This is a genomic window from Shigella sonnei (assembly GCF_002950395.1).
Taxonomy (GTDB): Bacteria; Pseudomonadota; Gammaproteobacteria; order Enterobacterales; family Enterobacteriaceae; genus ECMA0423.
Window position 1 is genome coordinate 3421497 of sequence record NZ_CP026802.1, and the last position, 26099, is coordinate 3447595.

General features: G+C 51.4%; 15 protein-coding genes, 1 rRNA gene, 6 pseudogenes and 1 riboswitch. Of the genes and pseudogenes, 14 read left to right on the forward strand and 8 right to left on the reverse strand.

Translation table 11 applies throughout. From position 1 onward, the window contains the following. Positions 1-316: 316 nt before the first annotated feature. Positions 317-1966, reverse strand: coding sequence for a glucose-6-phosphate isomerase (gene pgi, locus C1P89_RS17820; protein ID WP_000789986.1), 1650 nt, complete (start codon positions 1964-1966; stop codon positions 317-319). A 236-nt stretch (positions 1967-2202) separates the two neighbouring features. Then, a riboswitch (Lysine riboswitch) is annotated at positions 2203-2399 on the forward strand. A gap of 91 nt (positions 2400-2490) precedes the next feature. Between pgi and lysC the strand changes: the two genes are divergently transcribed. Further along, complete coding sequence (gene lysC / locus C1P89_RS17825) at positions 2491-3840, forward strand: lysine-sensitive aspartokinase 3 (protein WP_001290322.1); 1350 nt, start codon at positions 2491-2493, stop codon at positions 3838-3840. Positions 3841-4091: 251 nt separating this feature from the next. Continuing rightward, entirely contained in the window at positions 4092-4364 is a 273-nt protein-coding gene (locus C1P89_RS17830; protein ID WP_001207638.1) for a YjbD family protein, read from the forward strand. A gap of 132 nt (positions 4365-4496) precedes the next feature. Here the strand turns inward: C1P89_RS17830 and rluF are convergent, their stop codons facing one another. Then, complete coding sequence (gene rluF / locus C1P89_RS17835; protein ID WP_000936346.1) at positions 4497-5369, reverse strand: 23S rRNA pseudouridine(2604) synthase RluF; 873 nt, start codon at positions 5367-5369, stop codon at positions 4497-4499. Positions 5370-5716: 347 nt separating this feature from the next. Here rluF and C1P89_RS17840 point away from each other — a divergent pair. The 8 genes and pseudogenes from C1P89_RS17840 to pepE all read left to right on the forward strand — a co-directional run bounded on the left by C1P89_RS17840 (position 5717) and on the right by pepE (position 12391). After that, a pseudogene (locus tag C1P89_RS17840) lies at positions 5717-6554 on the forward strand (sugar-binding transcriptional regulator). Between the two features lie 69 nt (positions 6555-6623). After that, a complete protein-coding gene (locus C1P89_RS17845; protein WP_001195440.1) occupies positions 6624-7430 on the forward strand; it encodes an SDR family oxidoreductase in 807 nt (268 codons plus the stop codon). Positions 7431-7439: 9 nt separating this feature from the next. Beyond that, positions 7440-7847, forward strand: coding sequence for a mannose/fructose/sorbose PTS transporter subunit IIA (locus C1P89_RS17850; RefSeq protein ID WP_000245618.1), 408 nt, complete (start codon positions 7440-7442; stop codon positions 7845-7847). Further along, positions 7847-8341: pseudogene (locus C1P89_RS17855) on the forward strand (PTS sugar transporter subunit IIB). Before C1P89_RS17850 ends, C1P89_RS17855 begins: the two are co-directional and overlap by 1 nt. Before the next feature lie 65 nt (positions 8342-8406). Beyond that, entirely contained in the window at positions 8407-9204 is a 798-nt protein-coding gene (locus C1P89_RS17860; RefSeq protein ID WP_000406317.1) for a PTS mannose/fructose/sorbose transporter subunit IIC, read from the forward strand. 10 nt (positions 9205-9214) lie between these two features. Next, a complete protein-coding gene (locus tag C1P89_RS17865) occupies positions 9215-10039 on the forward strand; it encodes a PTS system mannose/fructose/sorbose family transporter subunit IID (protein ID WP_000437900.1) in 825 nt (274 codons plus the stop codon). A 51-nt stretch (positions 10040-10090) separates the two neighbouring features. Then, a pseudogene (sorE, locus tag C1P89_RS17870) lies at positions 10091-11319 on the forward strand (L-sorbose 1-phosphate reductase). 382 nt (positions 11320-11701) lie between these two features. Then, entirely contained in the window at positions 11702-12391 is a 690-nt protein-coding gene (gene pepE, locus C1P89_RS17875; protein ID WP_000421763.1) for a dipeptidase PepE, read from the forward strand. A gap of 90 nt (positions 12392-12481) precedes the next feature. Here pepE and C1P89_RS17880 read toward each other — a convergent pair whose 3' ends face one another. Both C1P89_RS17880 and metH read right to left on the reverse strand, forming a co-directional pair. Then, entirely contained in the window at positions 12482-14113 is a 1632-nt protein-coding gene (locus tag C1P89_RS17880; RefSeq protein WP_000956830.1) for a Na/Pi cotransporter family protein, read from the reverse strand. Between the two features lie 219 nt (positions 14114-14332). Then, positions 14333-18016, reverse strand: coding sequence for a methionine synthase (metH, locus tag C1P89_RS17885; RefSeq protein ID WP_000096018.1), 3684 nt, complete (start codon positions 18014-18016; stop codon positions 14333-14335). 199 nt (positions 18017-18215) lie between these two features. Between metH and iclR the strand changes: the two genes are divergently transcribed. The 3 genes and pseudogenes from iclR to C1P89_RS17900 all read left to right on the forward strand — a co-directional run bounded on the left by iclR (position 18216) and on the right by C1P89_RS17900 (position 21104). Further along, positions 18216-19040 carry a glyoxylate bypass operon transcriptional repressor IclR gene (gene iclR / locus C1P89_RS17890; protein ID WP_000226403.1) on the forward strand — a complete coding sequence of 275 codons (825 nt, stop codon included), beginning with the start codon at positions 18216-18218 and terminating at the stop codon, positions 19038-19040. 316 nt (positions 19041-19356) lie between these two features. Beyond that, positions 19357-20357, forward strand: a pseudogene (locus C1P89_RS17895) (ShET2/EspL2 family type III secretion system effector toxin); the annotation flags it as partial. 49 nt (positions 20358-20406) lie between these two features. Further along, a protein-coding gene (locus C1P89_RS17900; RefSeq protein ID WP_094096600.1) for an IS1-like element IS1A family transposase occupies positions 20407-21104 on the forward strand; the annotation gives its coding sequence in 2 pieces (ribosomal slippage) (positions 20407-20656 and positions 20656-21104; 699 coding nt in all). Between the two features lie 24 nt (positions 21105-21128). On the opposite strand, the pseudogene aceA reads toward C1P89_RS17900, so the two are convergent. From aceA to metA, 3 genes and pseudogenes are all read right to left on the reverse strand, one after another. Then, positions 21129-22420 (reverse strand): annotated as a pseudogene (aceA, locus tag C1P89_RS17905) (isocitrate lyase). A gap of 29 nt (positions 22421-22449) precedes the next feature. Beyond that, a pseudogene (aceB, locus tag C1P89_RS17910) lies at positions 22450-24051 on the reverse strand (malate synthase A). Positions 24052-24319: 268 nt separating this feature from the next. Continuing rightward, a complete protein-coding gene (gene metA / locus C1P89_RS17915) occupies positions 24320-25249 on the reverse strand; it encodes a homoserine O-acetyltransferase MetA (RefSeq protein WP_001122783.1) in 930 nt (309 codons plus the stop codon). A 156-nt stretch (positions 25250-25405) separates the two neighbouring features. On the opposite strand from metA, the gene C1P89_RS17920 reads away from it, so the two are divergent. Further along, on the forward strand, positions 25406-25849 hold the full coding sequence (locus C1P89_RS17920; RefSeq protein WP_000236999.1) for an acetyltransferase: 444 nt from the start codon (positions 25406-25408) through the stop codon (positions 25847-25849). Between the two features lie 117 nt (positions 25850-25966). On the opposite strand, the gene rrf is transcribed toward C1P89_RS17920, so the two are convergent. Next, positions 25967-26082: ribosomal RNA gene (gene rrf, locus C1P89_RS17925) — 5S ribosomal RNA — on the reverse strand. Positions 26083-26099 lie beyond the last annotated feature (17 nt).

Sequence of the window (26099 nt, forward strand, 5' to 3'; positions counted from 1 at the left end):
TTTCAACTTATATTTAAATAACAATAAAAATCATAAACTTAAAATAAAAACAAAAGTAATTAATCTGCGTATTCTCCGAAATAAACAACGATTAAAAATCTATTTTAGGATTAACCTCACGGTATGATTTCCGTTAAATCACAGACAAGGGGATTTATCTGATAAAACAATGCCGACTTATTGTCGGCATTGTTTTTAAGGTTATTTAACTCCTCATACTATGCATTAATGTCGATATTGGCATCAGGCTCCGGTTGCCGGATGCGGCGTAAACGCCTTATCCGGCCTACATATCGGCATCAGGCACGCATGATGATTAACCGCGCCACGCTTTATAGCGGTTAATCAGACCATTGGTCGAGCTATCGTGGCTGCTGATTTCTTTGTCATCTTTCAGCTCTGGCAGAATACGGTTCGCCAGTTGTTTACCCAACTCCACGCCCCACTGGTCGAAGGTAAAGATGTTCAGGATCACGCCCTGAGTAAAGATTTTGTGCTCATACAGCGCAATCAACGCACCCAGGCTGAACGGAGTGATTTCGCGCAGCAGGATGGAGTTGGTCGGGCGGTTACCTTCGAACACTTTGAACGGCACCACGTAGTCAAGCGTTGCCGGATCTTTACCCTGATCGCGATATTCCTGCTCAACCACTTCGCGGGATTTACCAAACGCCAGCGCTTCGGTCTGGGCGAAGAAGTTAGACAGCAGTTTCTGGTGGTGATCAGAGAGCGGGTTATGGGTGATAGCCGGGGCGATGAAATCGCACGGTACCATTTTGGTTCCCTGGTGGATCAGCTGGTAGAACGCGTGCTGACCGTTAGTGCCTGGTTCACCCCAGATAATCGGGCCAGTCTGGTAATCCACAACGTTACCGTTACGGTCAACATACTTACCGTTGGACTCCATATTGCCCTGCTGGAAGTACGCCGCGAAACGGTGCATATACTGGTCATACGGCAGAATCGCTTCAGTTTCCGCACCAAAGAAATTGTTGTACCAGATGCCAATCAGCGCCAGCAGGACAGGCAGGTTTTTCTCGGCAGGCGTGGTGGAGAAATGCTTGTCCATCGCGTGTGCGCCAGAAAGCAGTTCAACGAAGTTATCAAAGCCGATGGAGAGAACAATCGACAGGCCAATCGCTGACCACAAAGAGTAACGGCCGCCGACCCAGTCCCAGAACTCGAACATGTTGGCAGTATCAATACCAAACTCGCCAACGGCTTTGGCATTGGTGGAAAGCGCCGCAAAGTGTTTTGCAACGTGTTTTTCATCACCTGCCGCTTTCAGGAACCAGTCACGCGCGCTATGGGCGTTGGTCATAGTTTCCTGAGTGGTGAAGGTTTTAGATGCTACCAGGAACAGCGTGGTTTCCGGGTTTACTTTTTTCAGCACTTCAGCGATGTGAGTCCCATCGACGTTAGAAACAAAGTGCATGTTCAGGTGATTTTTGTACGGACGCAGTGCTTCGGTCACCATGTACGGGCCGAGGTCAGAACCACCGATCCCGATGTTCACTACGTCAGTGATTGCTTTGCCGGTATAACCCTTCCACTCACCGGAGATAATCGCTTCCGAGAAGGTTTTCATCTTCTCCAGCACCGCGTTGACTTCCGGCATTACGTCTTTGCCATCAACCAGAATCGGGGTATTGCTACGGTTACGCAGCGCTACGTGCAGCACGGCGCGGTTTTCAGTGCGGTTGATCTTCTCGCCAGAGAACATCGACTTAATCGCGCCCGCCAGATCGCACTCTTTCGCCAGATCCTGTAATTTCGCCAGCGTCTCTTCAGTGATGCGGTTTTTGGAGTAATCCACCAGCATCTGATCGTCGAATGTTGCGGAGAACTTAGAAAAACGATCGCCGTCTTTAGCAAAAAGATCGGCGATCGTAACGTCTTTCATTTCATCGAAGTGTTTCTGTAGTGCCTGCCAGGCAGCGGTCTGCGTTGGATTGATGTTTTTCATTAGCAATACTCTTCTGATTTTGAGAATTGTGACTTTGGAAGATTGTAGCGCCAGTCACAGAAAAATGTGATGGTTTTAGTGCCGTTAGCGTAATGTTGAGTGTAAACCCTTAGCGCAGTGAAGCATTTATTAGCTGAACTACTGACCGCCAGGAGTGGATGAAAAATCCGCATGACCCCGTCGTTGACAACCGCCCCGCTCACCCTTTATTTATAAATGTACTACCTGCGCTAGCGCAGGCCAGAAGAGGCGCGTTGCCCAAGTAACGGTGTTGGAGGAGCCAGTCCTGTGATAACACCTGAGGGGGTGCATCGCCGAGGTGATTGAACGGCTGGCCACGTTCATCATCGGCTACAGGGGCTGAATCCCCTGGGTTGTCACCAGAAGCGTTCGCAGTCGGGCGTTTCGCAAGTGGTGGAGCACTTCTGGGTGAAAATAGTAGCGAAGTATCGCTCTGCGCCCACCCGTCTTCCGCTCTTCCCTTGTGCCAAGGCTGAAAATGGATCCCCTGACACGAGGTAGTTATGTCTGAAATTGTTGTCTCCAAATTTGGCGGTACCAGCGTAGCTGATTTTGACGCCATGAACCGCAGCGCTGATATTGTGCTTTCTGATGCCAACGTGCGTTTAGTAGTCCTCTCGGCTTCTGCTGGTATCACTAATCTGCTGGTCGCTTTAGCGGAAGGGCTGGAACCTGGCGAGCGATTCGAAAAACTCGACGCTATTCGCAACATCCAGTTTGCCATTCTGGAACGTCTGCGTTACCCGAACGTTATCCGTGAAGAGATTGAACGTCTGCTGGAGAACATTACTGTTCTGGCAGAAGCGGCGGCGCTGGCAACGTCTCCGGCGCTGACAGATGAGCTGGTCAGCCACGGCGAGCTGATGTCGACCCTGCTGTTTGTCGAAATCCTGCGCGAACGCGATGTTCAGGCACAGTGGTTTGATGTACGTAAAGTGATGCGTACCAACGACCGATTTGGTCGTGCAGAGCCAGATGTAGCCGCGCTGGCGGAACTGGCCGCGCTGCAGCTGCTCCCACGCCTCAATGAAGGCTTAGTGATCACCCAGGGATTTATCGGTAGCGAAAATAAAGGTCGTACAACGACGCTTGGCCGTGGAGGCAGCGATTATACGGCAGCCTTGCTGGCGGAGGCTTTACACGCATCTCGTGTTGATATCTGGACCGACGTCCCGGGCATCTACACCACCGATCCACGCGTAGTTTCCGCAGCAAAACGCATTGATGAAATCGCGTTTGCCGAAGCGGCAGAGATGGCAACTTTTGGTGCAAAAGTACTGCATCCGGCAACGTTGCTACCCGCAGTACGCAGCGATATCCCGGTCTTTGTCGGCTCCAGCAAAGACCCACGCGCAGGTGGTACGCTGGTGTGCAATAAAACTGAAAATCCGCCGCTGTTCCGCGCGCTGGCGCTTCGTCGCAATCAGACTCTGCTCACTTTGCACAGCCTGAATATGCTGCATTCTCGCGGTTTCCTCGCGGAAGTTTTCGGCATCCTCGCGCGGCATAATATTTCGGTAGACTTAATCACCACGTCAGAAGTGAGCGTGGCATTAACCCTTGATACCACCGGTTCAACCTCCACTGGCGATACGTTGCTGACGCAATCTCTGCTGATGGAGCTTTCCGCACTGTGCCGGGTGGAAGTAGAAGAAGGTCTGGCGCTGGTCGCGTTGATTGGCAATGACCTGTCAAAAGCCTGCGGCGTTGGCAAAGAGGTATTCGGCGTACTGGAACCGTTCAACATTCGCATGATTTGTTACGGCGCATCCAGCCATAACCTGTGCTTCCTGGTGCCCGGCGAAGATGCCGAGCAGGTGGTGCAAAAACTGCATAGTAATTTGTTTGAGTAAATACTGTATGGCCTGGAAGCTATATTTCGGGCCGTATTGATTTTCTTGTCACTATGCTTATCAATAAACGAGCCTGTACTCTGTTAACCAACGTCTTTATCGAGAATAATTGCCTTTAATTTTTTTATCTGCATCTCTAATTAATTATCGAAAGAGATAAATAGTTAAGAGAAGGCAAAATGAATATTATCAGTTCTGCTCGCAAACGAATTCCCGTACACTGAACTCTCTGGCTCACTGAGGGCACCATCATGGCACTCCCCCGTATTACCCAAAAAGAGATGACTGAACGCGAGCAGCGTGAACTTAAAACACTGCTGGATCGGGCGCGGATTGCGCATGGTCGCGTACTGACCAACTCCGAAACCAACAGCATTAAGAAAGAGTACATCGATAAATTAATGGTCGAGCGTGAGGCTGAAGCGAAAAAAGCCCGCCAATTGAAGAAAAAGCAGGCTTATAAACCGGATCCTGAAGCGTCATTTAGCTGGTCAGCAAATACGTCGACGCGCGGCAGGCGCTAATGAACAATCAACGCCTGAGATTTTCACTCGTCAGTGTGAACACAATTTTCCCCTCACCCTAACCCTTTTCCCGAAGGGGCGAGGGGACTGTCCGAGCACTTTTGGGCCGTTTTCATCAGTCTGAGGCGTTAATCAGCGCCCCTTCTTTTTACGCCCCGGCGAGGTAAAACGCTTACCGTTGGACGCCGGGCGACCGCCTTTTTCCGCCGTTTTTTCCATCTTAACGACTGGACGTTTGATGCCCGCTGTTTTCGGTTTGGCCTTCGCTTTGGGCTTCGCCTCGGAAGAGGAATTTTCAATGAGCTTAAAGAGATCGATAAGCTCGTCGTCGGTTAAATCGCGCCATTCTCCCAGCGGAATGCCGCTTAAGCTGACGTTCATAATGCGCGTACGTTCCAGCTTTTTCACTTCATAGCCGAAATGCTCGCACATGCGCCGGATCTGACGGTTCAACCCCTGCACCAGGGTAATGCGGAAGACAAACGGTGCTTCTTTTTTGACTTTGCACTTTTTCGTCACCGTCCCGAGGATCGGCACTCCCGCCCCCATACCACGAATAAATTCATCGGTAATCGGTTTATCGACCGTCACCAGATACTCTTTCTCATGATCGTTACCCGCACGGAGGATCTTATTCACCAGATCGCCGTGATTGGTGAGGAAAATCAGCCCCTGGGAGTCTTTATCCAGGCGGCCAATCGGGAACACGCGTTTGCTGTGGTTAACGAAATCGACAATGTTATCGCGCTCGCCATCTTCGGTGGTGCTGACAATACCGACGGGCTTGTTCAGGGCGATAAGTACCAAATCTTCGGCTTCCCGAGGCTCAATCAACTGACCGTTTACTTTCACAATGTCGCCGGGTTTCACCTGATCACCAATGGTGGCTCGCTTGCCATTAAGGAACACATTGCCTTGCTCGATATAGCGATCCGCTTCGCGGCGTGAGCAAATTCCGCTTTCGCTGATGTATTTATTTAAACGGACTGATGAGTCGGGCAGCATAAATTCTCCTGTAAAACGCGGAATATACCGTACCTCTTAGCGGGGAAAAACAGGGTTATGCGGCAACGTCGAAATTAAATGTGATCTGCCACGCCTTTTATCACAAAAGTGTCTCCGGAAGTACGATGCAAATTTGCCTGGCAAAATAAGGATAATCAACATATTACGAATCGCTGCACACCTGTGCTGATGACTACTACGCAGAGAAACAAATGTGCAAGAGAAAGCGCTATTTCTCCCCATGCAAAGAGTGAAAAATCGCTTTGAAAGGCCCTCATAATGGGGTTATATCAGATCAAGCGGTGAGAAAGCGTATTTGCACAAATGTGCAGAACCAGGAGGCGGCAATGGAAAACAGTGACGATATCCGTTTGATTGTGAAGATTGCCCAACTCTATTACGAACAGGATATGACGCAGGCGCAAATCGCGCGCGAACTGGGTATTTACCGCACCACCATCAGCCGCTTGCTTAAACGAGGCCGCGATCAGGGAATTGTCACCATCGCCATCAACTATGACTACAACGAAAATCTCTGGCTGGAGCAGCAACTGAAGCAAAAGTTTGGCTTGAAAGACGTTGTGGTGGTGTCGGGAAATGATGAGGATGAAGAGACTCAACTGGCGATGATGGGGTTACACGGCGCGCAACTGCTGGATCGCTTGCTGGAGCCTGGCGATATTGTCGGTTTTTCCTAGGGTCGCGCGGTGAGCGCACTGGTTGAAAACTTGCCGCAAGCGGGGCAATCGCGGCAGTTAATCTGCGTGCCAATTATTGGCGGACCGTCCGGTAAACTCGAAAGCCGCTATCACGTAAACACATTAACCTACAGCGTGGCAGCGAAGCTGAAAGGGGAATCGCATCTCGCGGATTTTCCGGCTCTGCTGGATAACCCCTTAATTCGTAATGGGATCATGCAGTCTCAGCACTTTAAAACCATCTCTGCCTACTGGGATAATCTGGATGTCGCCCTGGTGGGAATTGGCTCACCGGCCATTCGCGACGGCGCTAACTGGCATGCGTTTTATGGTGGTGAAGAGAGTGACGACCTGAAAGCAGGCGCGGTATTCCATTGGCATTGCCATGAGTGAAGAAAAATACAGCGGAATTGTTGGTGCACTGCGTGGAAAATATATTAATTGTCTGGTAACGAATAGCAGCACAGCTGAACTATTACTGAAATAAAAATCTTCCCGATGTTTACCGTAATAAAAATTACGGCGGGTCCCTATTATCTAAAATCAGGAGTCTGTTATGCAAACGTGGTTAAATTTGCAGGATAAAATCATTATCGTCACCGGCGGCGCATCCGGTATTGGTCTGGCGATTGTAGAGGAATTATTAGCACAAGGCGCAAACGTACAGATGGTAGATATTCACGGTGGCGATGGTCAATATGAAGTTCATAAAGGCTATCAGTTTTGGCCGACCGATATTTCCAGCGCCAAAGAGGTAAATCATACGGTAGCGGAAATTATCCAGCGTTTTGGTCGCATCGACGGTCTGGTCAATAACGCCGGGGTCAATTTCCCGCGTCTGCTGGTCGATGAGAAAGCGCCTGCCGGGCAGTATGAACTCAACGAAGCTGCATTCGAAAAAATGGTCAATATCAACCAAAAAGGCGTTTTTCTGATGTCGCAGGCGGTGGCGCGCCAGATGGTCAAACAACATGATGGCGTGATTGTGAATGTTTCCTCAGAAAGTGGACTGGAAGGCTCAGAAGGCCAAAGCTGTTACGCCGCTACCAAAGCCGCGCTCAATAGCTTCACGCGCTCCTGGTCGAAAGAGCTGGGTAAACACGGTATCCGTGTGGTCGGTATCGCGCCGGGGATTCTGGAAAAAACCGGGCTACGCACGCCGGAATATGAAGAGGCGCTGGCGTGGACGCGCAATATCACCGTCGAGCAGCTGCGTGAAGGCTATACCAAAAACGCCATTCCTATTGGGCGCGCCGGAAGATTAGCAGAAGTCGCTGATTTTGTTTGTTATCTGCTGTCTGAACGCGCCAGCTACATCACCGGAGTAACCACTAACATTGCGGGCGGCAAAACGCGCGGATAAGGAGGCTTTATGGTCAACGCCATTTTTTGTGCCCACGGCAAATTAGCTTGCGCCATGCTGGAATCGGTTCAGATGGTGTACGGCGACGCCAATGTCGAGGCGGTTGAATTTGTACCAGGCGAGAACGCCGGAGACATCGTAGCAAAGCTGGAAAAGTTAGTAAGCATTCACAATCAAGATGAGTGGCTGATTGCCGTGGATTTACAGTGCGGCAGCCCGTGGAATGCGGCAGCGATGCTTGCGATGCGCAATCCTCGTCTGCGGGTAATCAGCGGCCTTTCCCTGCCGCTGGCGCTCGAACTGGTTGATAACCAGGACAGCATGAATGTTGATGAACTGTGTGAACACCTGACGCAAATCGCAAAGCAAACCTGCGTTGTCTGGAAACAACTGGCAACGGCAGAGGAAGATTTCTGATGAACATTACGCTCGCCCGCATTGATGACCGTCTGATCCACGGCCAGGTCACTACCGTCTGGTCGAAAGTGGCTAACGCCCAGCGCATTATTATCTGCAATGACGAAGTTTATAACGATGAAGTGCGCCGGACATTATTGCGTCAGGCTGCGCCACCGGGAATGAAGGTTAACGTGGTCAATATTGAAAAAGCCGTCGCGGTTTATCACAACCCGCAATATTAGGACGAAACCGTTTTTTATCTTTTCACTCGCCCACAGGATGCCTTAGCGATGGTTCGCCAGGGGGTAAAAATAGGCACCCTGAATATTGGCGGCATGGCCTGGCGGCCCGGTAAAAAACAGTTAACCAAAGCGGTTTCATTAGATGATGATGATATTAACGCATTTCATGAGTTAAATAATCTTGGCGTCATAATGGATTTACGCGTCGTAGCGTCAGATCCCTCAATCAATATTATCGACAAAATAAACGAACAGTTAATCGCAAATTAAATAATAGCGCCTGTGTACATATGCTTTAACAGGCAGGGATGACGACACTTAAAAGGTGACAAATCATGGAAATAAGTACCCTACAAATTATTGCTATATTTCTTTTTTCCTGTATTGCCGGAATGGGCAGCGTGCTGGATGAATTTCAGACTCATCGCCCGTTAATTGCCTGTACGGTGATTGGTTTAATTCTCGGTGATTTAAAAACCGGAATAATACTCGGTGGTACGCTGGAATTGATAGCTCTCGGCTGGATGAACGTCGGCGCGGCGCAATCTCCGGATTCTGCACTCGCCAGCATAATCTCCGCCATTCTGGTTATCGTTGGTCAGCAAAGCATCGCCACCGGAATCGCCATCGCGTTGCCTGTGGCTGCGGCAGGCCAAGTGCTGACGGTGTTTGCCCGTACCATCACCGTAGTGTTCCAGCACGCGGCGGATAAAGCAGCGGAAGAGGCGCGGTTTCGCACTCTCGATATTCTGCATGTCTCCGCGCTTGGCGTGCAGGCGCTGCGCGTTGCTATTCCGGCACTGATTGTCTCACTGTTCGTCAGCGCCGATATGGTCAGCAATATGTTAAACGCCATTCCCGAATTTGTGACCCGTGGACTGCAAATTGCTGGCGGTTTTATCGTGGTGGTCGGTTACGCCATGGTGCTACGTATGATGGGCGTGAAATATTTGATGCCTTTCTTTTTCCTCGGTTTCCTCGCAGGTGGCTACCTCGATCTCAGCCTGCTGGCGTTCGGTGGCGTCGGCGTGATCATGGCCCTGGTCTACATCCAGCTAAATCCACAGTGGCGTAAAGCTGAACCTCAACTCCAGGCCACCGCCTCCACCGCCCTTGACCAACTTGACGATTAACGGAGCCATCATGGAACAGAGAAAAATTACACGCAGCGATCTGGTGAGCATGTTTCTGCGCTCCAACCTGCAACAGGCGTCCTTTAACTTTGAACGTATTCACGGACTGGGCTTTTGCTACGACATGATCCCCGCCATCAAGCGACTTTACCCATTAAAAGAGGATCAGGTTGCGGCGCTCAGGCGACACCTGGTGTTCTTCAATACCACGCCAGCCGTATGTGGCCCGGTCATCGGCGTCACTGCCGCCATGGAAGAGGCGCGGGCCAACGGCGCGGAAATTGATGACGGTACCATTAACGGCATCAAAGTCGGTCTGATGGGACCATTGGCAGGAGTTGGCGATCCACTGGTCTGGGGAACGCTGCGCCCGATTACCGCTGCGCTCGGCGCATCTCTGGCACTTTCTGGCAACATCCTCGGCCCGCTGCTGTTTTTCTTTATTTTCAATGCGGTGCGTCTGGCGATGAAGTGGTATGGCCTACAGCTCGGCTTTCGCAAAGGGGTGAATATCGTCAGCGATATGGGCGGGAATGTGCTGCAAAAACTCACCGAAGGCGCGTCGATTCTCGGACTGTTTGTGATGGGCGTGCTGGTCACCAAATGGACGTCAATCAACGTACCGTTGGTGGTTTCACAAACGCATGCCGCCGATGGCTCCACCGTCATCATGACCGTGCAGAACATTCTCGACCAACTTTGCCCTGGTTTGCTGGCGCTCGGTCTGACGCTACTGATGGTTCGTCTGCTCAACAAAAAAATTAACCCGGTATGGCTGATTTTCGCCCTGTTTGGCTTAGGGATTATCGGCAATGCGCTGGGCTTCCTGTCCTGATTCTTCGCCCCGGCACGACTGCCGGGGCCATCGCTCAACATGAGGTGGTTTATGAAAACAACAGCTCTGCGTCTTTATGGTAAACGTGATTTACGCCTGGAAACCTTTGACCTTCCTGAAATGCAGGAGGATGAAATCCTCGCGACGGTGGTCACTGACAGCCTGTGCCTCTCTTCCTGGAAAGAGGCAACCTGGGTGAAAACCATAAAAAAGTACCCGACGATGTGGCGACCAACCCAATCATCATCGGCCACGAGTTTTGCGGCGATATTCTGGCCGTGGGTAAAAAGTGGCAGCACAAATTCCAGCCGGGTCAGCGTTATGTGATTCAGGCCAACCTGAAACTCCCTGACCGCCCGGACTGCCCCGGCTACTCCTTCCCGTGGGTGGGCGGCGAAGCCACGCATGTGGTTATTCCCAACGAGGTCATGGAACAAGATTGCCTGCTGGCATACGACGGCGAAACCTATTTTGAAGGCTCGCTGGTTGAACCGCTTTCCTGCGTGATTGGCGCGTTCAACGCCAACTATCATCTTCAGGAAGGTAGTTATAACCACACGATGGGGATTCGCCCGCAAGGGCGCACGCTGATCCTCGGCGGCACCGGACCAATGGGATTGTTGGCGATTGATTATGCGCTGCATGGACCAGTTAACCCGTCGCTGCTCGTCATTACCGATACCGACAACGACAAATTGAGTTATGCGCGCAAGCACTATCCATCAGAACCGCAAACACTGATTCATTATCTCAATGCCACCGATGCAGCATTTGATACGTTAATGGCGCTGAGTGGCGGTCACGGCTTCGATGATATTTTCGTCTTTGTGCCTAATGAAGGACTGGTGACTCTCGCCTCTTCCTTGCTGGCGACAGATGGTTGCCTGAATTTCTTCGCCGGACCGCAGGATAAACATTTCAGCGCGCCAATTAATTTCTACGATGTGCATTATGCATTTACCCACTACGTGGGCACGTCAGGCGGCAATACCGACGACATGCGCGCGGCGGTCAAACTGATTGAAGAGAAAAAAGTGCAGGCCGCAAAAGTGGTAACACATATTCTTGGGCTGAATGCCGCGGGCGAAACCACGCTTGAATTGCCTGCCGTCGGCGGCGGCAAAAAGCTGGTGTATACCGGGAAATACCTGCCGCTGACGTCACTCACGCAGATTCAGGATCAAGCACTGGCGGCGATTCTGGCGCGTCATCAGGGGATCTGGTCCGGTGAGGCGGAGCAATATCTGCTCACTCATGCAGAGGCAATTTCCCATGATTAATCGCGCTACTTAACTCTGCATGTCGCTGGCTGGTCGCCGCGGCAACTTCGCGACCTGATGTGCGGCTGATTGCTGAAGCGGCCCAATGTGCACGAGAAGGATAAAAAAACATCAGCGCCTTAAGGGGCGCTCAAATTGGTGGCAAAGTACACATTGTTTATGCCGGATGCGGAATAAAGCCTTATTCGGCCTACATAATCTCGAAAATTCAATATATTGCAGTTATCTGGTAGGCCTGGTAAGCGTAGCGCATCAGGCAATGCTGTGTTTGTCATCAGTCTCAGCGCCCGGTGCAATACGTGACATCGTGAGCCATGTCAGTAAGTGGTTAAATTCGCAGTGGTAGCATGCCTTCCGTGATTTCTTACTAACCGGAGAAGTAATGGAACTGCTTTTATTGAGTAACTCGACGCTGCCGGGTAAAGCCTGGCTGGAACATGCACTGCCGCTAATTGCTGAACAGTTGCAGGGTCGCCGCTCAGCGGTGTTTATCCCTTTCGCTGGCGTAACGCAGACCTGGGATGATTACACAGCGAAAACGGCTGCGGTTCTCGCTCCGCTGGGTGTTTCTGTCACCGGTATTCATAGCGTTGTCGATCCCGTTGCCGCGATTGAAAATGCTGAGATCGTGATTGTCGGGGGCGGGAATACTTTCCAGTTGCTGAAACAGTGCCGCGAGCGCGGGCTGCTGGCACCAATTACTGACGTGGTTAAACGTGGTGCGCTGTATATTGGCTGGAGCGCAGGCGCTAACCTTGCTTGCCCAACCATTCGTACCACCAACGATATGCCGATTGTCGATCCGCAAGGTTTCGATGCGCTAAATCTGTTCCCGCTGCAAATCAACCCGCACTTCACCAACGCGCTGCCGGAAGGCCATAAAGGTGAAACCCGTGAGCAGCGTATTCGCGAACTGCTGGTCGTCGCGCCAGAACTGACGATTATTGGTCTACCGGAAGGTAACTGGATCACGGTGAGTAAAGGTCACGCTACGCTGGGTGGCCCGAACACCACTTATGTGTTTAAGGCCGGTGAAGAAGCGGTGCCGCTGGAAGCGGGTCACCGTTTTTAAGTGAATTGCCGGATGCATGATCCGGCATCTTGTTCATAGTGCCTGATGCGACGCTTGACGCGTCTTATCAGGCCTACAGGATTCACAATATTAATACTCGTCCCGTCCTTCATCTTCATCCGGCTGTTCCAGCACACTGTAAGCCACCGAACAAAACAGCGAGTTCAGACGCTGCATATCTCCCAGTAAGCCTAAATGTAGCGAACTGGTTTCAATGCTCTGCACGTTTTGCTGATGCAGGCGATCGACGTGGGCGTGGGAATAGCGGCGATTAAGAATGCGAAAGCGATGCTTGCTGCGGCGCAAACGACGAGCGCTGGTGACATCGCCAGAGAAGAACACCGACATTGCCAGCTTTAAATTACTGAGCAATTGCTCATAGAGCGCATCCAGTTCCTTCAACCCATCAAGCGAAAATGCCCGCCGTGCTGCCAGCGATTTATCAGCAATTTCGCTGCCCATGCGCTCGACGATATCGGAAGCCTGTTCAAGGTTGAGCGACATTTCAATAATCTCCGCCCAGCGACGCGACTCTTCTTCTGCCAGTTCCTCTTTTGGCATTCGCGCCAGATACAGCTTAATGGCGGTGTAGAGAACGTTGATATCATCTGCCAGCTTACGCAGCTCTTTCTCCTGCCGTGGCTCGCCGTGCATCACTTTATTCAGCCCTTCCATCATCTGTTCCATGGCGTCGCCAATGCGCAGGGTTTCGCGCGCGGCGTTCGCCAGAGCAAGCGTGGGCGTATCCAGCGCGCTGACATCCAGATGTTTAGGCCGTAGCTGGGTATCCAGTTCCGGTTCATCGCGAATAATCGTTTTGCAAAACCGTGCCATCGGGTCAACAAATGGCAGCATGACCAGGCAACGTACAAGGTTGTAGAAGACGTGGAAATAGATCACCAGTTCCGCTTTTGGCAATGACAACTTCCCCATTGTCTCTGCCAGCAAATGGACAAACGGCAGGATAATCAGGCTACCCACCAGCTTAAACAGCAAACTACCCAGCGCGACACGGCGGGCTGCGGCATTGGCGGCACTGTTGTTGAGCATCGCCAGCAGGCCGGAACCGAGGTTAGCACCAATCACCAGACAGAGCGCCACGGGGAAGGAGATAATGCCTGCGGCGGTCAGAGTCGCGGTCAGCAGTACAGCAGCAAGGCTGGAGTAGCTGATAATGGCGAACATCGCGCCAATCAGCGCATCCAGCAGAATATCGCCGGTCAGCGAGGCAAAGATCACCTGAACGCCGTTTGCCTGGGTGATCGGCGTTACGGCCTGCACAATCAACTCCAGCGCCAGCAAAATCAGCCCAAGACCAATACCGACGCGGCCCAGTTGCCCGGCGCGTGACTGTTTGCGTCCGAGGAAAAAAATCACGCCGATAAAAATAAGTAACGGTGACAGCCAGGATAAGTCGAAGGTGAGAATACGCGCCATTAGCGCCGTCCCGACATCTGCACCCAGCACAATCACCAGAGCCGGTGCGAGGGCTACCAGATCCTGAGCGACGAACGAGGTCACCAGCATGGTGGTGGCATTACTGCTCTGTACCAGTGCGGTAACGCCGATCCCCGCGCAAAAGGCGAGCGGCTTTTTTTCGACGCTCCGGCTAAGGACAGTACGCAAACGCGCGCCGAAGACGCGCATTACGCCGGTTCGAACAATATGAGTCCCCCAGACCAGCAGGGCGACGGCAGAAAGCAGGTGAAGCAGCGTTAACACGAGTTCAGGTTCTCCTTATCGTTATATGTTCCTGAAGCAATTGAATGACCAAAGGACCGGAAACACGCTGACTGGCATCTTTACTGTGCCTTTTGACATTCGTTTTTCCGGCTAAGATTATTCCAGCCTGTTTCCAGTATAAGTGTTTCATATTAATAAAGAGACAGGGCACTCATTGAGCGCCCTGTTTGTTGTAAGGAAAAGTGACAGATTTGTGAATCAGTCCGCGTCATACCCCAGATTCGGTGCCAGCCAGCGCTCAACATCGGAGACGCTCATACCTTTACGGCGGGCATAGTCTTCAACCTGATCGCGCTGAATTTGCGCCACCGCGTAGTACTTGCTGTCCGGGTGGCTGAAATACCAACCCGAAACCGATGCACCAGGCCACATGGCGAAAGATTCTGTGAGTTTCATGCCAGTATGTTTTTCCACTTCCAGCAGCTCCCAGATGGTGGCTTTTTCCGTATGTTCCGGGCAGGCCGGGTAGCCCGGTGCCGGACGGATGCCCTGGTAGTTTTCGCGGATCAGTTCTTCGTTGCTGAGGTTCTCGTTCGGCGCATAGCCCCAGTAGACTTTACGCACACGCTCATGGAGATACTCCGCAAAGGCTTCGGCTAAACGGTCGGCAAGCGCTTTCACCATGATTTTGTTGTAATCATCGTGCTGCGCTTCAAAGGCATCAGCCAGTGCGTCCTCTTCCAGCCCGCCAGTCACGGCAAATGCGCCGATGTAATCTGCTTTACCAGAAAGCTTCGGCGCAACGAAGTCAGCGAGACAGTAGTTAGCGAATCCCGTTTTTTCGGTCTGTTGACGCAGATGGTGGCTGACGTTGATCACATGGGTGCGCGTTTCGTCACGGTAGATTTCAATGTCATCGCCCACACGGTTTGCCGGGAACAAGCCCACCACGCCACGCGGATTCAGCGTTTTCTCGGCGCTTAATTTATCCAGCATGTCGTTGGCGTCTTTAAACAGCCGCTGCGCCTCAACGCCCACCACTTCATCTTCCAGAATGCGCGGATACTTCCCGGCCAGCGACCAGGTCATAAAGAACGGTGTCCAGTCGATGTAATTACGCAGAGTTTCGATGCTGGCTTCAACTTCCTGCACGCCGAGACGGTGCGCCACCGGCGGCGTGTAAGCCTGCCAGTCAAAAGCGAAGTCGTTATCGCGCGCCGCTTCCAGCGTGACCGGTGGTGTGCGCGGTTTCTTGCGCCCGTGCTGAATACGTACGGTTTCATACTCCTTGCGGGTACGAGCGACAAAATCATCGCGCTGAGTATCGGAAAGCAGCGCCGCCACCACACCAACGGTGCGCGAGGCATTCTGCACATACACCGTCGGGCCGCTGTAGTTCTGCTCAATTTTCACCGCCGTGTGCGCTTTTGAGGTCGTCGCGCCACCGATCAGTAACGGAATGGTGAAGCCCTGACGCTCCATCTCTTTCGCCACGTTAACCATCTCGTCCAGCGACGGCGTGATAAGCCCCGAAAGTCCAATCAGATCAGCATTCACTTCTTTAGCGGTACGGAGAATTTTTTCCGCAGGCACCATAACGCCGAGATCGACAATTTCGTAGTTGTTACATTGCAGCACCACACCAACGATATTTTTACCGATGTCGTGGACGTCGCCCTTCACGGTGGCGATCACCATCTTGCCGTTGGTTTTGCCCTGCTCTTTGCTGGCTTCAATAAACGGTTCGAGGTAGGCCACTGCCTGTTTCATGACGCGCGCCGATTTGACCACCTGTGGCAGGAACATTTTCCCCTCGCCAAACAGATCGCCGACCACGTTCATGCCGTCCATCAACGGGCCTTCAATCACTTCAATCGGGCGCGTAGCCTGCTGGCGGGCTTCTTCGGTATCCTGCTCGATAAACTCAGTAATGCCTTTGACCAGCGAGTATTCCAGACGTTTATTCACTTCCCACGAGCGCCACTCCGCCTGCTGGGCGTTAGCGGTGTCGTCGGTTTTGCTGCCGCGATATTTCTCGGCAAGCTCCAGTAAACGTTCAGTGCCATCATCGCGACGATTAAGAATCACATCTTCCACCGCGTCGCGCAGTTCAGCGGGCAGGTCGTCGTAAATCGCCAGTTGCCCGGCGTTGACGATCCCCATATCCATGCCATTGCGAATAGCGTAGTAGAGGAACACCGCGTGAATGGCTTCGCGCACCGGTTCGTTGCCACGGAATGAGAAAGAAACGTTAGATACGCCGCCGGAAATCAGCGCGTGCGGCAGTTCGCGTTTGATGTCTTCGCAGGCGCCGATAAAGTCCTGCGCATAGTTGTTGTGCTCTTCAATGCCGGTGGCGACCGCGAAGATGTTCGGGTCGAAGATGATATCTTCTGGCGGGAAGCCAACCTCTTCGGTGAGGATTTTGTACGCCCGACGGCAAATCTCGATTTTCCGTGCGCGGGTATCGGCCTGTCCCTGTTCGTCAAAGGCCATTACCACCACCGCTGCACCGTAACGACGCAACAGTTTCGCATGATGGATAAAGGCGTCGACGCCCTCTTTCATTGAGATAGAGTTAACAATGCCTTTGCCCTGAATACACTTCAGCCCCTTTTCGATGACCTCCCATTTTGAGGAGTCGATCATAATCGGCACGCGAGCGATATCCGGTTCACCGGCAATCAGATTGAGAAAACGCACCATCGCCGCTTCGGCGTCGAGCATCCCTTCATCCATATTGATATCGATAATCTGCGCGCCGTTTTCCACCTGCTGGCGGGCCACATCCAGTGCCTCGCTGTATTTCTCTTCTTTGATCAGGCGCTTGAACTTAGCGGAACCGGTGACGTTGGTGCGTTCACCCACGTTCACAAACAGGCTATCTTCGCCAATGTTCAGCGGCTCCAGGCCGGACAAACGGCAGGCTACGGGGATTTCCGGCAGTTTGCGCGGCGCTAATCCTTCTACTGCACGACTCATCGCTGCAATATGTTGTGGCGTGGTGCCACAGCAGCCGCCGACGATATTGAGAAAGCCCGCTTCCGCCCATTCACGTATTTGTTTTGCCATCGTGTCGGCGTCGAGATCGTACTCACCAAAGGCGTTGGGTAGCCCGGCGTTCGGGTGCGCGGTGACGTAGCATTCCGCAATCCGTGACAGCTCCTGCACGTACTGGCGCAGTTCATCGGGCCCCAGCGCACAGTTCAGGCCAAAGGTCAGCGCTTCGGCGTGGCGCAATGAGTTGTAAAATGCTTCGGTGGTCTGCCCGGAGAGCGTGCGCCCGGAGGCGTCGGTGATGGTGCCAGAGATCATAATCGGCAGCTCAACGCCCAGCGTTTCAAACTCCGTTTTTACCGCAAATACCGCCGCTTTGGCGTTAAGGGTGTCGAAAACGGTTTCAATCAGGATCAGATCCGCACCACCTTCCACCAGCGCTTTGGTGGACTCTCGATAAGCCGCCACCAGCCCGTCAAAAGTGATATTACGAAATGCCGGATCGTTGACGTCCGGAGAAATAGACGCCGTGCGGTTGGTTGGGCCGAGAACACCGGCAACGTAGCGCGGTTTCTCCGGCGTGCGCGCGGTCCACTCGTCAGCACAGGCGCGCGCCAGTTTCGCCGCCGCAAAGTTGATTTCCGCCGACAGGGATTCCATCTGGTAATCCGCCATCGCAATGGTCGTGGAGTTGAAGGTGTTGGTTTCGATGATATCCGCGCCCGCTTCAAAGTAGGCGTTGTGGATAGCGGCGATCACTTCCGGTTTACTGAGTACCAGCAGGTCGTTGTTGCCTTTGAGGTCGCATGGCCAGTCGGCAAAGCGTTCACCACGAAAATCGGCTTCGTTCAGTCGATAGCTCTGGATCATGGTGCCCATACCGCCGTCCAGCACCAGAATACGTTCATTTAACTGCGCACGCAGTTGTTCCACTTTGCTGCTCACACTTGCTCCCGACACGCTCAACCCAGATTTAATAAAAATTCAACAAACCATACTGGCATAAACGCATCTGTGGTAAAAGCGACCACCACGCAACATGAGATTTGTTCAACATTAACTCATCGGATCAGTTCAGCAACTATTGCATTAACTAACAATAAAAATGAAAATGATTTCCACGATACAGAAAAAGGAGACTGTCATGGTCGCACCCATTCCCGCGAAACGCGGCAGAAAACCCGCCGTTGCCACCGCACCAGCGACTGGACAGGTTCAGTCTTTAACGCGTGGCCTGAAATTACTGGAGTGGATTGCCGAATCCAATGGCAGTGTGGCACTCACGGAACTGGCGCAACAAGCCGGGTTACCCAATTCCACGACCCACCGCCTGCTAACCACGATGCAACAGCAGGGTTTCGTGCGTCAGGTTGGCGAACTGGGACACTGGGCAATCGGCGCACATGCCTTTATGGTCGGCAGCAGCTTTCTCCAGAGCCGTAATTTGTTAGCGATTGTTCACCCTATCCTGCGCAATCTAATGGAAGAGTCTGGCGAAACGGTCAATATGGCGGTGCTTGATCAAAGCGATCACGAAGCGATTATTATCGATCAGGTACAGTGTACTCACCTGATGCGTATGTCCGCACCTATCGGCGGTAAATTGCCGATGCACGCTTCCGGTGCAGGTAAAGCCTTTTTAGCCCAACTGAGCGAAGAACAGGTGACGAAGCTGCTGCACCGCAAAGGGTTACATGCCTATACCCACGCAACGCTGGTGTCTCCTGTGCATTTAAAAGAAGATCTCGCCCAAACGCGCAAACGGGGCTATTCATTTGACGATGAGGAACATGCACTGGGGCTACGTTGCCTTGCAGCGTGTATTTTCGATGAGCACCGTGAACCGTTTGCCGCAATTTCTATTTCCGGACCGATTTCACGTATTACCGATGACCGCGTGACCGAGTTTGGCGCGATGGTGATTAAAGCGGCGAAGGAAGTGACGCTGGCGTACGGTGGAATGCGCTGACTTTTTCTGGCGGGCAGAGGCAATATTCTGCCCATCATACCTGAGTGGCAATAGAATAAGGGTGTCTGTTAATCGCATTGACGCCAAAATAACTTAATGTCATACACTTCACACACTTTTATTAACTCAGCATTATTTTTAAACATCAAACCACTTAATTATTAACAAAATCGCAAGATCTCATTCCACCGAAACTTTTACGGCTGCATTATGAGATTGAGCGATTTATGATATTTCTTTAGTTGTAATCATATTAAATTTTTTCACTGTTCTGATAGTTAAAATTTAAGACATCAATAAACAATGAGATATTTAAATGATTACTCGTATTCCTCGTAGTTCTTTCTCTGCAAATATTAATAATACAGCCCAGACAAATGAACACCAAACCCTGAGTGAATTGTTTTATAAAGAACTCGAGGATAAATTTTCTGGCAAGGAGCTGGCGACGCCTCTATTAAAAAGCTTCTCAGAGAACTGTAGACAAAATGGTCGTCATATCTTTAGCAACAAGGATTTTGTCATTAAATTTTCCACGTCCGTCTTACAAGCTGATAAGAAAGAAATTACGATAATTAATAAAACGAAAACACGACACTCACTCAAACCATTGCTCCAATATTTGAAGAATACCTAATGGAAATTTTACCTCAACGCTCAGACACTCTTGATAAACAAGAATTAAACCTAAAATCAGATAGAAAAGAAAAAGAATTCCCAAGAATTAAACTTAATGGTCAATGTTATTTTCCGGGGCGACCCCAAAACCGTATAGTATGCCGACACATTGCTGCACAATATATTAATGATATTTATCAGAATGTTGATTACAAACCCCATCAAGATGATTATTCTTCAGCTGAAAAATTTCTCACTCACTTCAACAAAAAATGCAAAAACCAGACTTTGGCGTTGATTTCCAGCCGTCCTGAGGGGCGTTGCGTTGCTGCCTGCGGTGATTTCGGGCTAGTTATGAAAGCATATTTTGACAAGATGGAATCAAATGGCATCAGTGTTATGGCAGCCATATTACTGGTGGATAACCATGCTTTGACGGTCCGGCTAAGAATAAAGAACACAACTGAAGGATGTACCCATTACGTGGTTTCGGTTTATGATCCTAATGTAACTAACGACAAAATAAGAATCATGAGCGAAAGCAAAGAGGATATTAAACACTATTCTCTGATGGATTTTATGAATGTAGATTATAGCCTCCTGAAATGGTCAAATGATCATGTTATTAACCAATCTGTTGCAATAATTCCAGCACTTCCGAAAGAACAGCTATTGATATTAAAAGGATCTGTGGGTGATGCTGCCAACTTACTGATTTAGTGTATGATGGTGTTTTTGAGGTGCTCCAGTGGCTTCTGTTTCTATCAGCTGTCCCTCCTGTTCAGCTACTGACGGGGTGGTGCGTAACGGCAAAAGCACTGCCGGACATCAGCGCTATCTCTGCTCTCACTGCCGTAAAACATGGCAACTGCAGTTCACTTACACCGCTTCTCAACCCGGTACGCACCAGAAAATCATTGATATGGCCATGAATGGCGTTGGATGCCGGGCAACTGCACGCATTATGGGCGTTGGCCTCAACACGATTTTACGTCACTTAAAAAACTCAGGCCGCAGTCGGTAACCTCGCGCATACAGCCGGGCAGTGATGTCATCGTCTGCGCGGAAATGGACGAACAGTGGGGCTATGTCGGGGCTAAATCGCGCCAGCGCTGGCTGTTTTACGCGTATGACAGTCTCCGGAAGACGGTTGTTGCGCACGTATTCGGTGAACGCACTATGGCGACGCTGGGGCGTCTTATGAGCCTGCTGTCACCCTTTGACGTGGTGATATGGATGACGGATGGCTGGCCGCTGTATGAATCCCGCCTGAAGGGAAAGCTGCACGTAATCAGCAAGCGATATACGCAGCGAATTGAGCGGCATAACCTGAATCTGAGGCAGCACCTGGCACGGCTGGGACGGAAGTCGCTGTCGTTCTCAAAATCGGTGGAGCTGCATGACAAAGTCATCGGGCATTATCTGAACATAAAACACTATCAATAAGTTGGAGTCATTACCGTCGGTTGCTTAGAACTGCGATTCTTCAGTGGAGCCGGTCAGCGCGGTGACTGAAGACGTGCCGCCCTGAATAATAGTCGTCACTTTATCGAAGTAACCTGTACCCACTTCCTGCTGGTGAGATACGAAGGTATAGCGGCAAATTCCGGCTGCTGCACTTTCTCAACGTAGTGCTTCATACCCTCGCCCTGGGCATAGGCGTTTGCCAGGTCAAACATGTTGAACCACATGCTGTGGATACCTGCCAGGGTGATGAACTGGAACTTGTAGCCCATATCCGACAGCTGCTGCTGGAAGCTGGCAATAGTTTTGTCGTCGAGGTTTTTCTGCCAGTTGAACGACGGCGAGCAGTTATAAGCCAGCAGTTTGCCCGGATATTTCGCGTGGATAGCTTGTGCAAAGCGACGCGCCAGTTCCAGATCCGGCGTGGAGGTTTCACACCAGACCAGGTCAGCATATGGCGCATACGCCAGGCCACGGCTGATCGCTTGCTCAATGCCCGCATGAGTACGGAAGAAGCCTTCACTGGTACGCTCGCCGGTAATAAATTCGCTGTCATACGGGTCGCAATCGGAGGTGATCAGATCCGCTGCATCGGCATCGGTACGAGCAACCAGTAGGGTTGGAACGCCCGTCACGTCAGCTGCCAGACGCGCCGCGACCAGTTTCTGAATAGCTTCTTGAGTTGGCACCAAAACTTTGCCGCCCATGTGACCGCATTTCTTCACTGACGCCAGCTGATCTTCGAAGTGAACTGCCGCTGCACCGGCTTCAATCATCGCTTTCATCAGTTCAAAGGCATTCAGGACACCGCCAAAACCGGCTTCCGCATCGGCAACGATCGGCAGGAAGTAATCGACATAGCGCGGATCGCCCGGCTCAATGCCCGCGGACCATTGGATCTGATCGGCACGACGGAAGGTGTTGTTGATCCGCTCCACCACAGCTGGCACCGAGTTTGCCGGATAGAGCGACTGATCCGGATACATGCTGGCCGCCAGGTTAGCGTCCGCCGCTACCTGCCATCCCGACAGATAGACTGCTTCAATACCCGCTTTCGCCTGTTGCAGCGCCTGACCGCCAGTCAGTGCACCGAGGCTGTTGATGTAGCCTTTTTTCGACTCACCGTGCAGCAGACGCCACATTTTCGCTGCGCCCAGTTGCGCCAGCGTGCATTCAGGATTGACTGAACCGCGTAATTTCACCACATCTTCCGCACTGTATGGGCGAGTAATGCCTTCCCAACGCGGTTGAGTCCACTCTTTCTGTAATTCTTCAATTTGTTGTGTACGGGTTTTCATGTGCAGATGCTCCATAGTTATGTGGTGGTTTACGCTAACAGGCGGTAGCCTGGCAGGGTCAGGAAATCAATTAACTCATCGGAAGTGGTGATCTGTTCCATCAAGCGTGCGGCATCGTCAAAACGGCCCTGGGAGAAACGTTCTTCGCCCAGTTCGCTGGCAATGACTTTCATCTCTTCGCCCAGCATCTAGCGGAACAAGGCTTTGGTCACCGGTTTGCCATTGCTCAACGTTTTTTGATGATGGATCCACTGCCAGATCGAGGTACGGGAAATTTCAGCCGTCGCCGCATCTTCCATCAGGCCATAAATCGGCACGCAGCCGTTGCCGGAGATCCACGCTTCGATGTACTGCACAGCCACGCGAATGTTGGCGCGCATACCTTCTTCGGTGCGTTCACCGTCACAAGGTGCCAGCAGCTGATCGGCAGTAATCGGCGCGTCTTGTTCGCGCAATACTTCAAGCTGATTTTTACGGGAGCCGAGAATGTCGTTGAATACCGCCATTGCCGTGTCCGCAAGGCCTGGGTGAGCGATCCATGTGCCATCGTGACCGTTATTGACTTCCAGCGCTTTATCCGCTTTTACTTTGTTGAGCACCTGGTTATTACGCTCTTCATCTTTGCTCGGAATAAACGCTGCCATGCCGCCCATCGCAAAAGCACCGCGTTTATGGCAGGTTTTAATCAGCAGGCGTGAGTAAGCATTCAGGAATGGTTTATCCATCGTCACGGCCTGTCTGTCTGGCAGGACACGATCGGGATAGTTTTTCAACGTTTTGATATAGCTGAAGATGTAATCCCAGCGACCGCAGTTCAGACCAACAATATGGTCGCGCAGCGCGTGAAGGATTTCGTCCATCTGGAACACGGCGGGCAGCGTTTCAATCAGCAACGTCGCCTTGATGGCGCCGCGCGGCAGATTAAAGCGATCTTCTGCATAGCTGAAGACTTCGCTCCACCAGGCCGCTTCCTGCCAGGACTGGGTTTTCGGCAGATAGAAATAGGGACCGCTGCCCTTTGCCAACAGTGCCTGATAGTTGTGGAAGAAATAGAGCGCAAAATCAAACAGGCTACCGGGGATTGCCTCACCACGCCAGGTGACATGTTTTTCCGGCAAGTGTAGACCGCGTACCCGACAAATCAAAACCGCTGGATTGGGCTTGAGCTGATAAATTTTGCCTGCTTCATTGGTATAGCTGATGGTGCCGTTAACTGCATCACGCAGGTTAATTTGCCCGTCGATCACTTTGTTCCAGTCCGGGGCCAGTGAATCTTCGAAATCGGCCATAAAGACTTTCACATTGGCGTTGAGCGCGTTGATCACCATCTTGCGCTCTACCGGGCCAGTTATCTCTACGCGGCGGTCTTCTAAGTCCGCAGGAATCCCGCGAATTTTCCAATCAGCATCGCGAATGGAAGCTGTTTCCGAAATAAAATCAGGCAACGTTCCGTTATCAATATCTTGCTGCTGCTGAATGCGCGCTGCCAGAAGTTTATTGCGTTGTGGCGTAAAATGCGTCACCAGCTCAGTCAGAAATTCTACCGCTTCGGCAGTAAGAATTTGCTTCTCCTGCTCGCCATACGGCCTTGTGAAAGCCAGTTCATCGGTTGTTGTTGCCTGTTCAGTCATCGTGCAGCTCCTCGTCATGGATCCGAAAACTTCCCCACTGTGAACGAAGGATCGTTGTGCGCTTTTCGTTCAGCACAACTAAGACTACTCATTTAAAATGCAAAATCAAAAACAATTTCCATTTTAATTAAAAATACTTGATAACTTATTGATAACAATATGAATAAAATTTATTCACTTGCTGAGGTGCGTTTCGGAAATAAAAAAGGCACCCGAAGGTGCCTGAGGTAAGGTGCTGAATCGCTTAACGATCGACTATCACAGAAGATTAATCCAGCGTTGGATTCATGTGCCGTAGATCGTATGGCGTGATCTGGTAGACGTAATAGTTGAGCCAGTTGGTAAACAGCAAATTACCGTGACTACGCCAGCTCGCGCGCGGTTTGTTTTGCGGATCATTGTGCGGGAAATAGTTATACGGTACATCCGGGTCTAGTCCGGCTTCCACATCGCGGAAATATTCCTGCGCCAGCGTTTGCGCATCATATTCGGGATGGCCCGTCACAAAGGCAATGCGCTTATCTTTACTGGCAAACAGATATGCATCCCCTTCTTCCGTCTCTGCCAGAATTTCCAGATCGGTGTAATCACGAATCAACGCTGCCGGAAAGTCAGCATAGCGCGAATGCGGTGCCAGGAATGAATCATCAAAGCCACGCGTCAGAAGCGCATGAGGATGGAGAATATGATGCTCGTAAACGCCAGAGAGTTTGTCGGTGCGAGTTTGCTTAGGAATGCCGTAGAGGATATTGAGCGCGGCCTGTACCGCCCAGCAGACAAACAGCGTCGAGGTGACGTGATCTTTCGACCACTCCAGCACCTGTTTGATCTGCGGCCAGTAAGCGACATCATTAAACTCCACTAGGCCCAGCGGCGCGCCGGTAACTATCAGACCGTCAAAGTTTTGTTCCTGAATATCTTCAAAGTTACAGTAGAAGTTGTTCAGATGCTCTGCGGGCGTGTTGCGCGATTCACGGGAATCGATGCGCAACAGCTGAATATCGACCTGCAAAGGTGAGTTTGAAAGCAGGCGCAGAAACTGATTTTCAGTTTCAATCTTCTTCGGCATCAGGTTAAGGATCAGAACCTTAAGTGGACGAATTTCCTGACCAGACGCACGAGAAGTTGTCATCACAAAGACGTTTTCTTCACGCAAGAAATTGACGGCGGGTAGCTCGTCCGGCACACGAATCGGCATAACCTGATTACCTCACTACATACGCTTATACGTTTAGACATCCAGATAGCTGAAGATAACCAGAAAATTTGCCAATGTCGAGCCTGCATGTTGAAGGTGAGAAAGTTTCAAGGAAAAGGCTACGTTAGAATATAAGAATGACGAAAAGGAGAGAAAATGGTTATTAGTATTCGCCGCTCACGGCATGAGGAAGGGGAGGAACTCGTTGCGATTTGGTGTCGTTCTGTCGATGCCACACACGATTTTTTATCAGCAGAGTATCGGGCCGAGCTGGAGGTGCTAGTTCGTTCCTTCCTGCCGGAAGCGCCGTTGTGGGTCGCGGTTAATGAACGGGATCAGCCGGTTGGGTTTATGTTGTTAAGTGGGCAGCATATGGATGCGCTGTTTATCGATCCTGATGTGTGCGGCTGCGGCGTGGGTCGGATGCTGGTGGAGCATGCGCTCTCGATGGCACCGGAACTGACAACCAACGTTAATGAGCAAAATGAGCAGGCGGTTGGGTTCTATAAGAAGGTGGGTTTTAAGGTTACGGGACGCTCTGAGGTGGACGATTTGGGGAAACCGTATCCGTTGCTGAATCTGGCGTATGTGGAGGAATAAGCTGCCCCTGCCGTGCCTGCCCAGGCTGGAGAAGACGCGCCAGCGTCGCACCCGGCATTTTTTTCTGCGCCAATGCAAAAAGGCCATCCGTCAGGATGGCCTTCTGCTTAATTTGATGCCTGGCAGTTCCCTACTCTCGCATGGGGAGACCCCACACTACCATCGGCGCTACGGCGTTTCACTTCTGAGTTCGGCATGGGGTCAGGTGGGACCACCGCGCTACGGCCGCCAGGCAAATTCTGTTTTATCA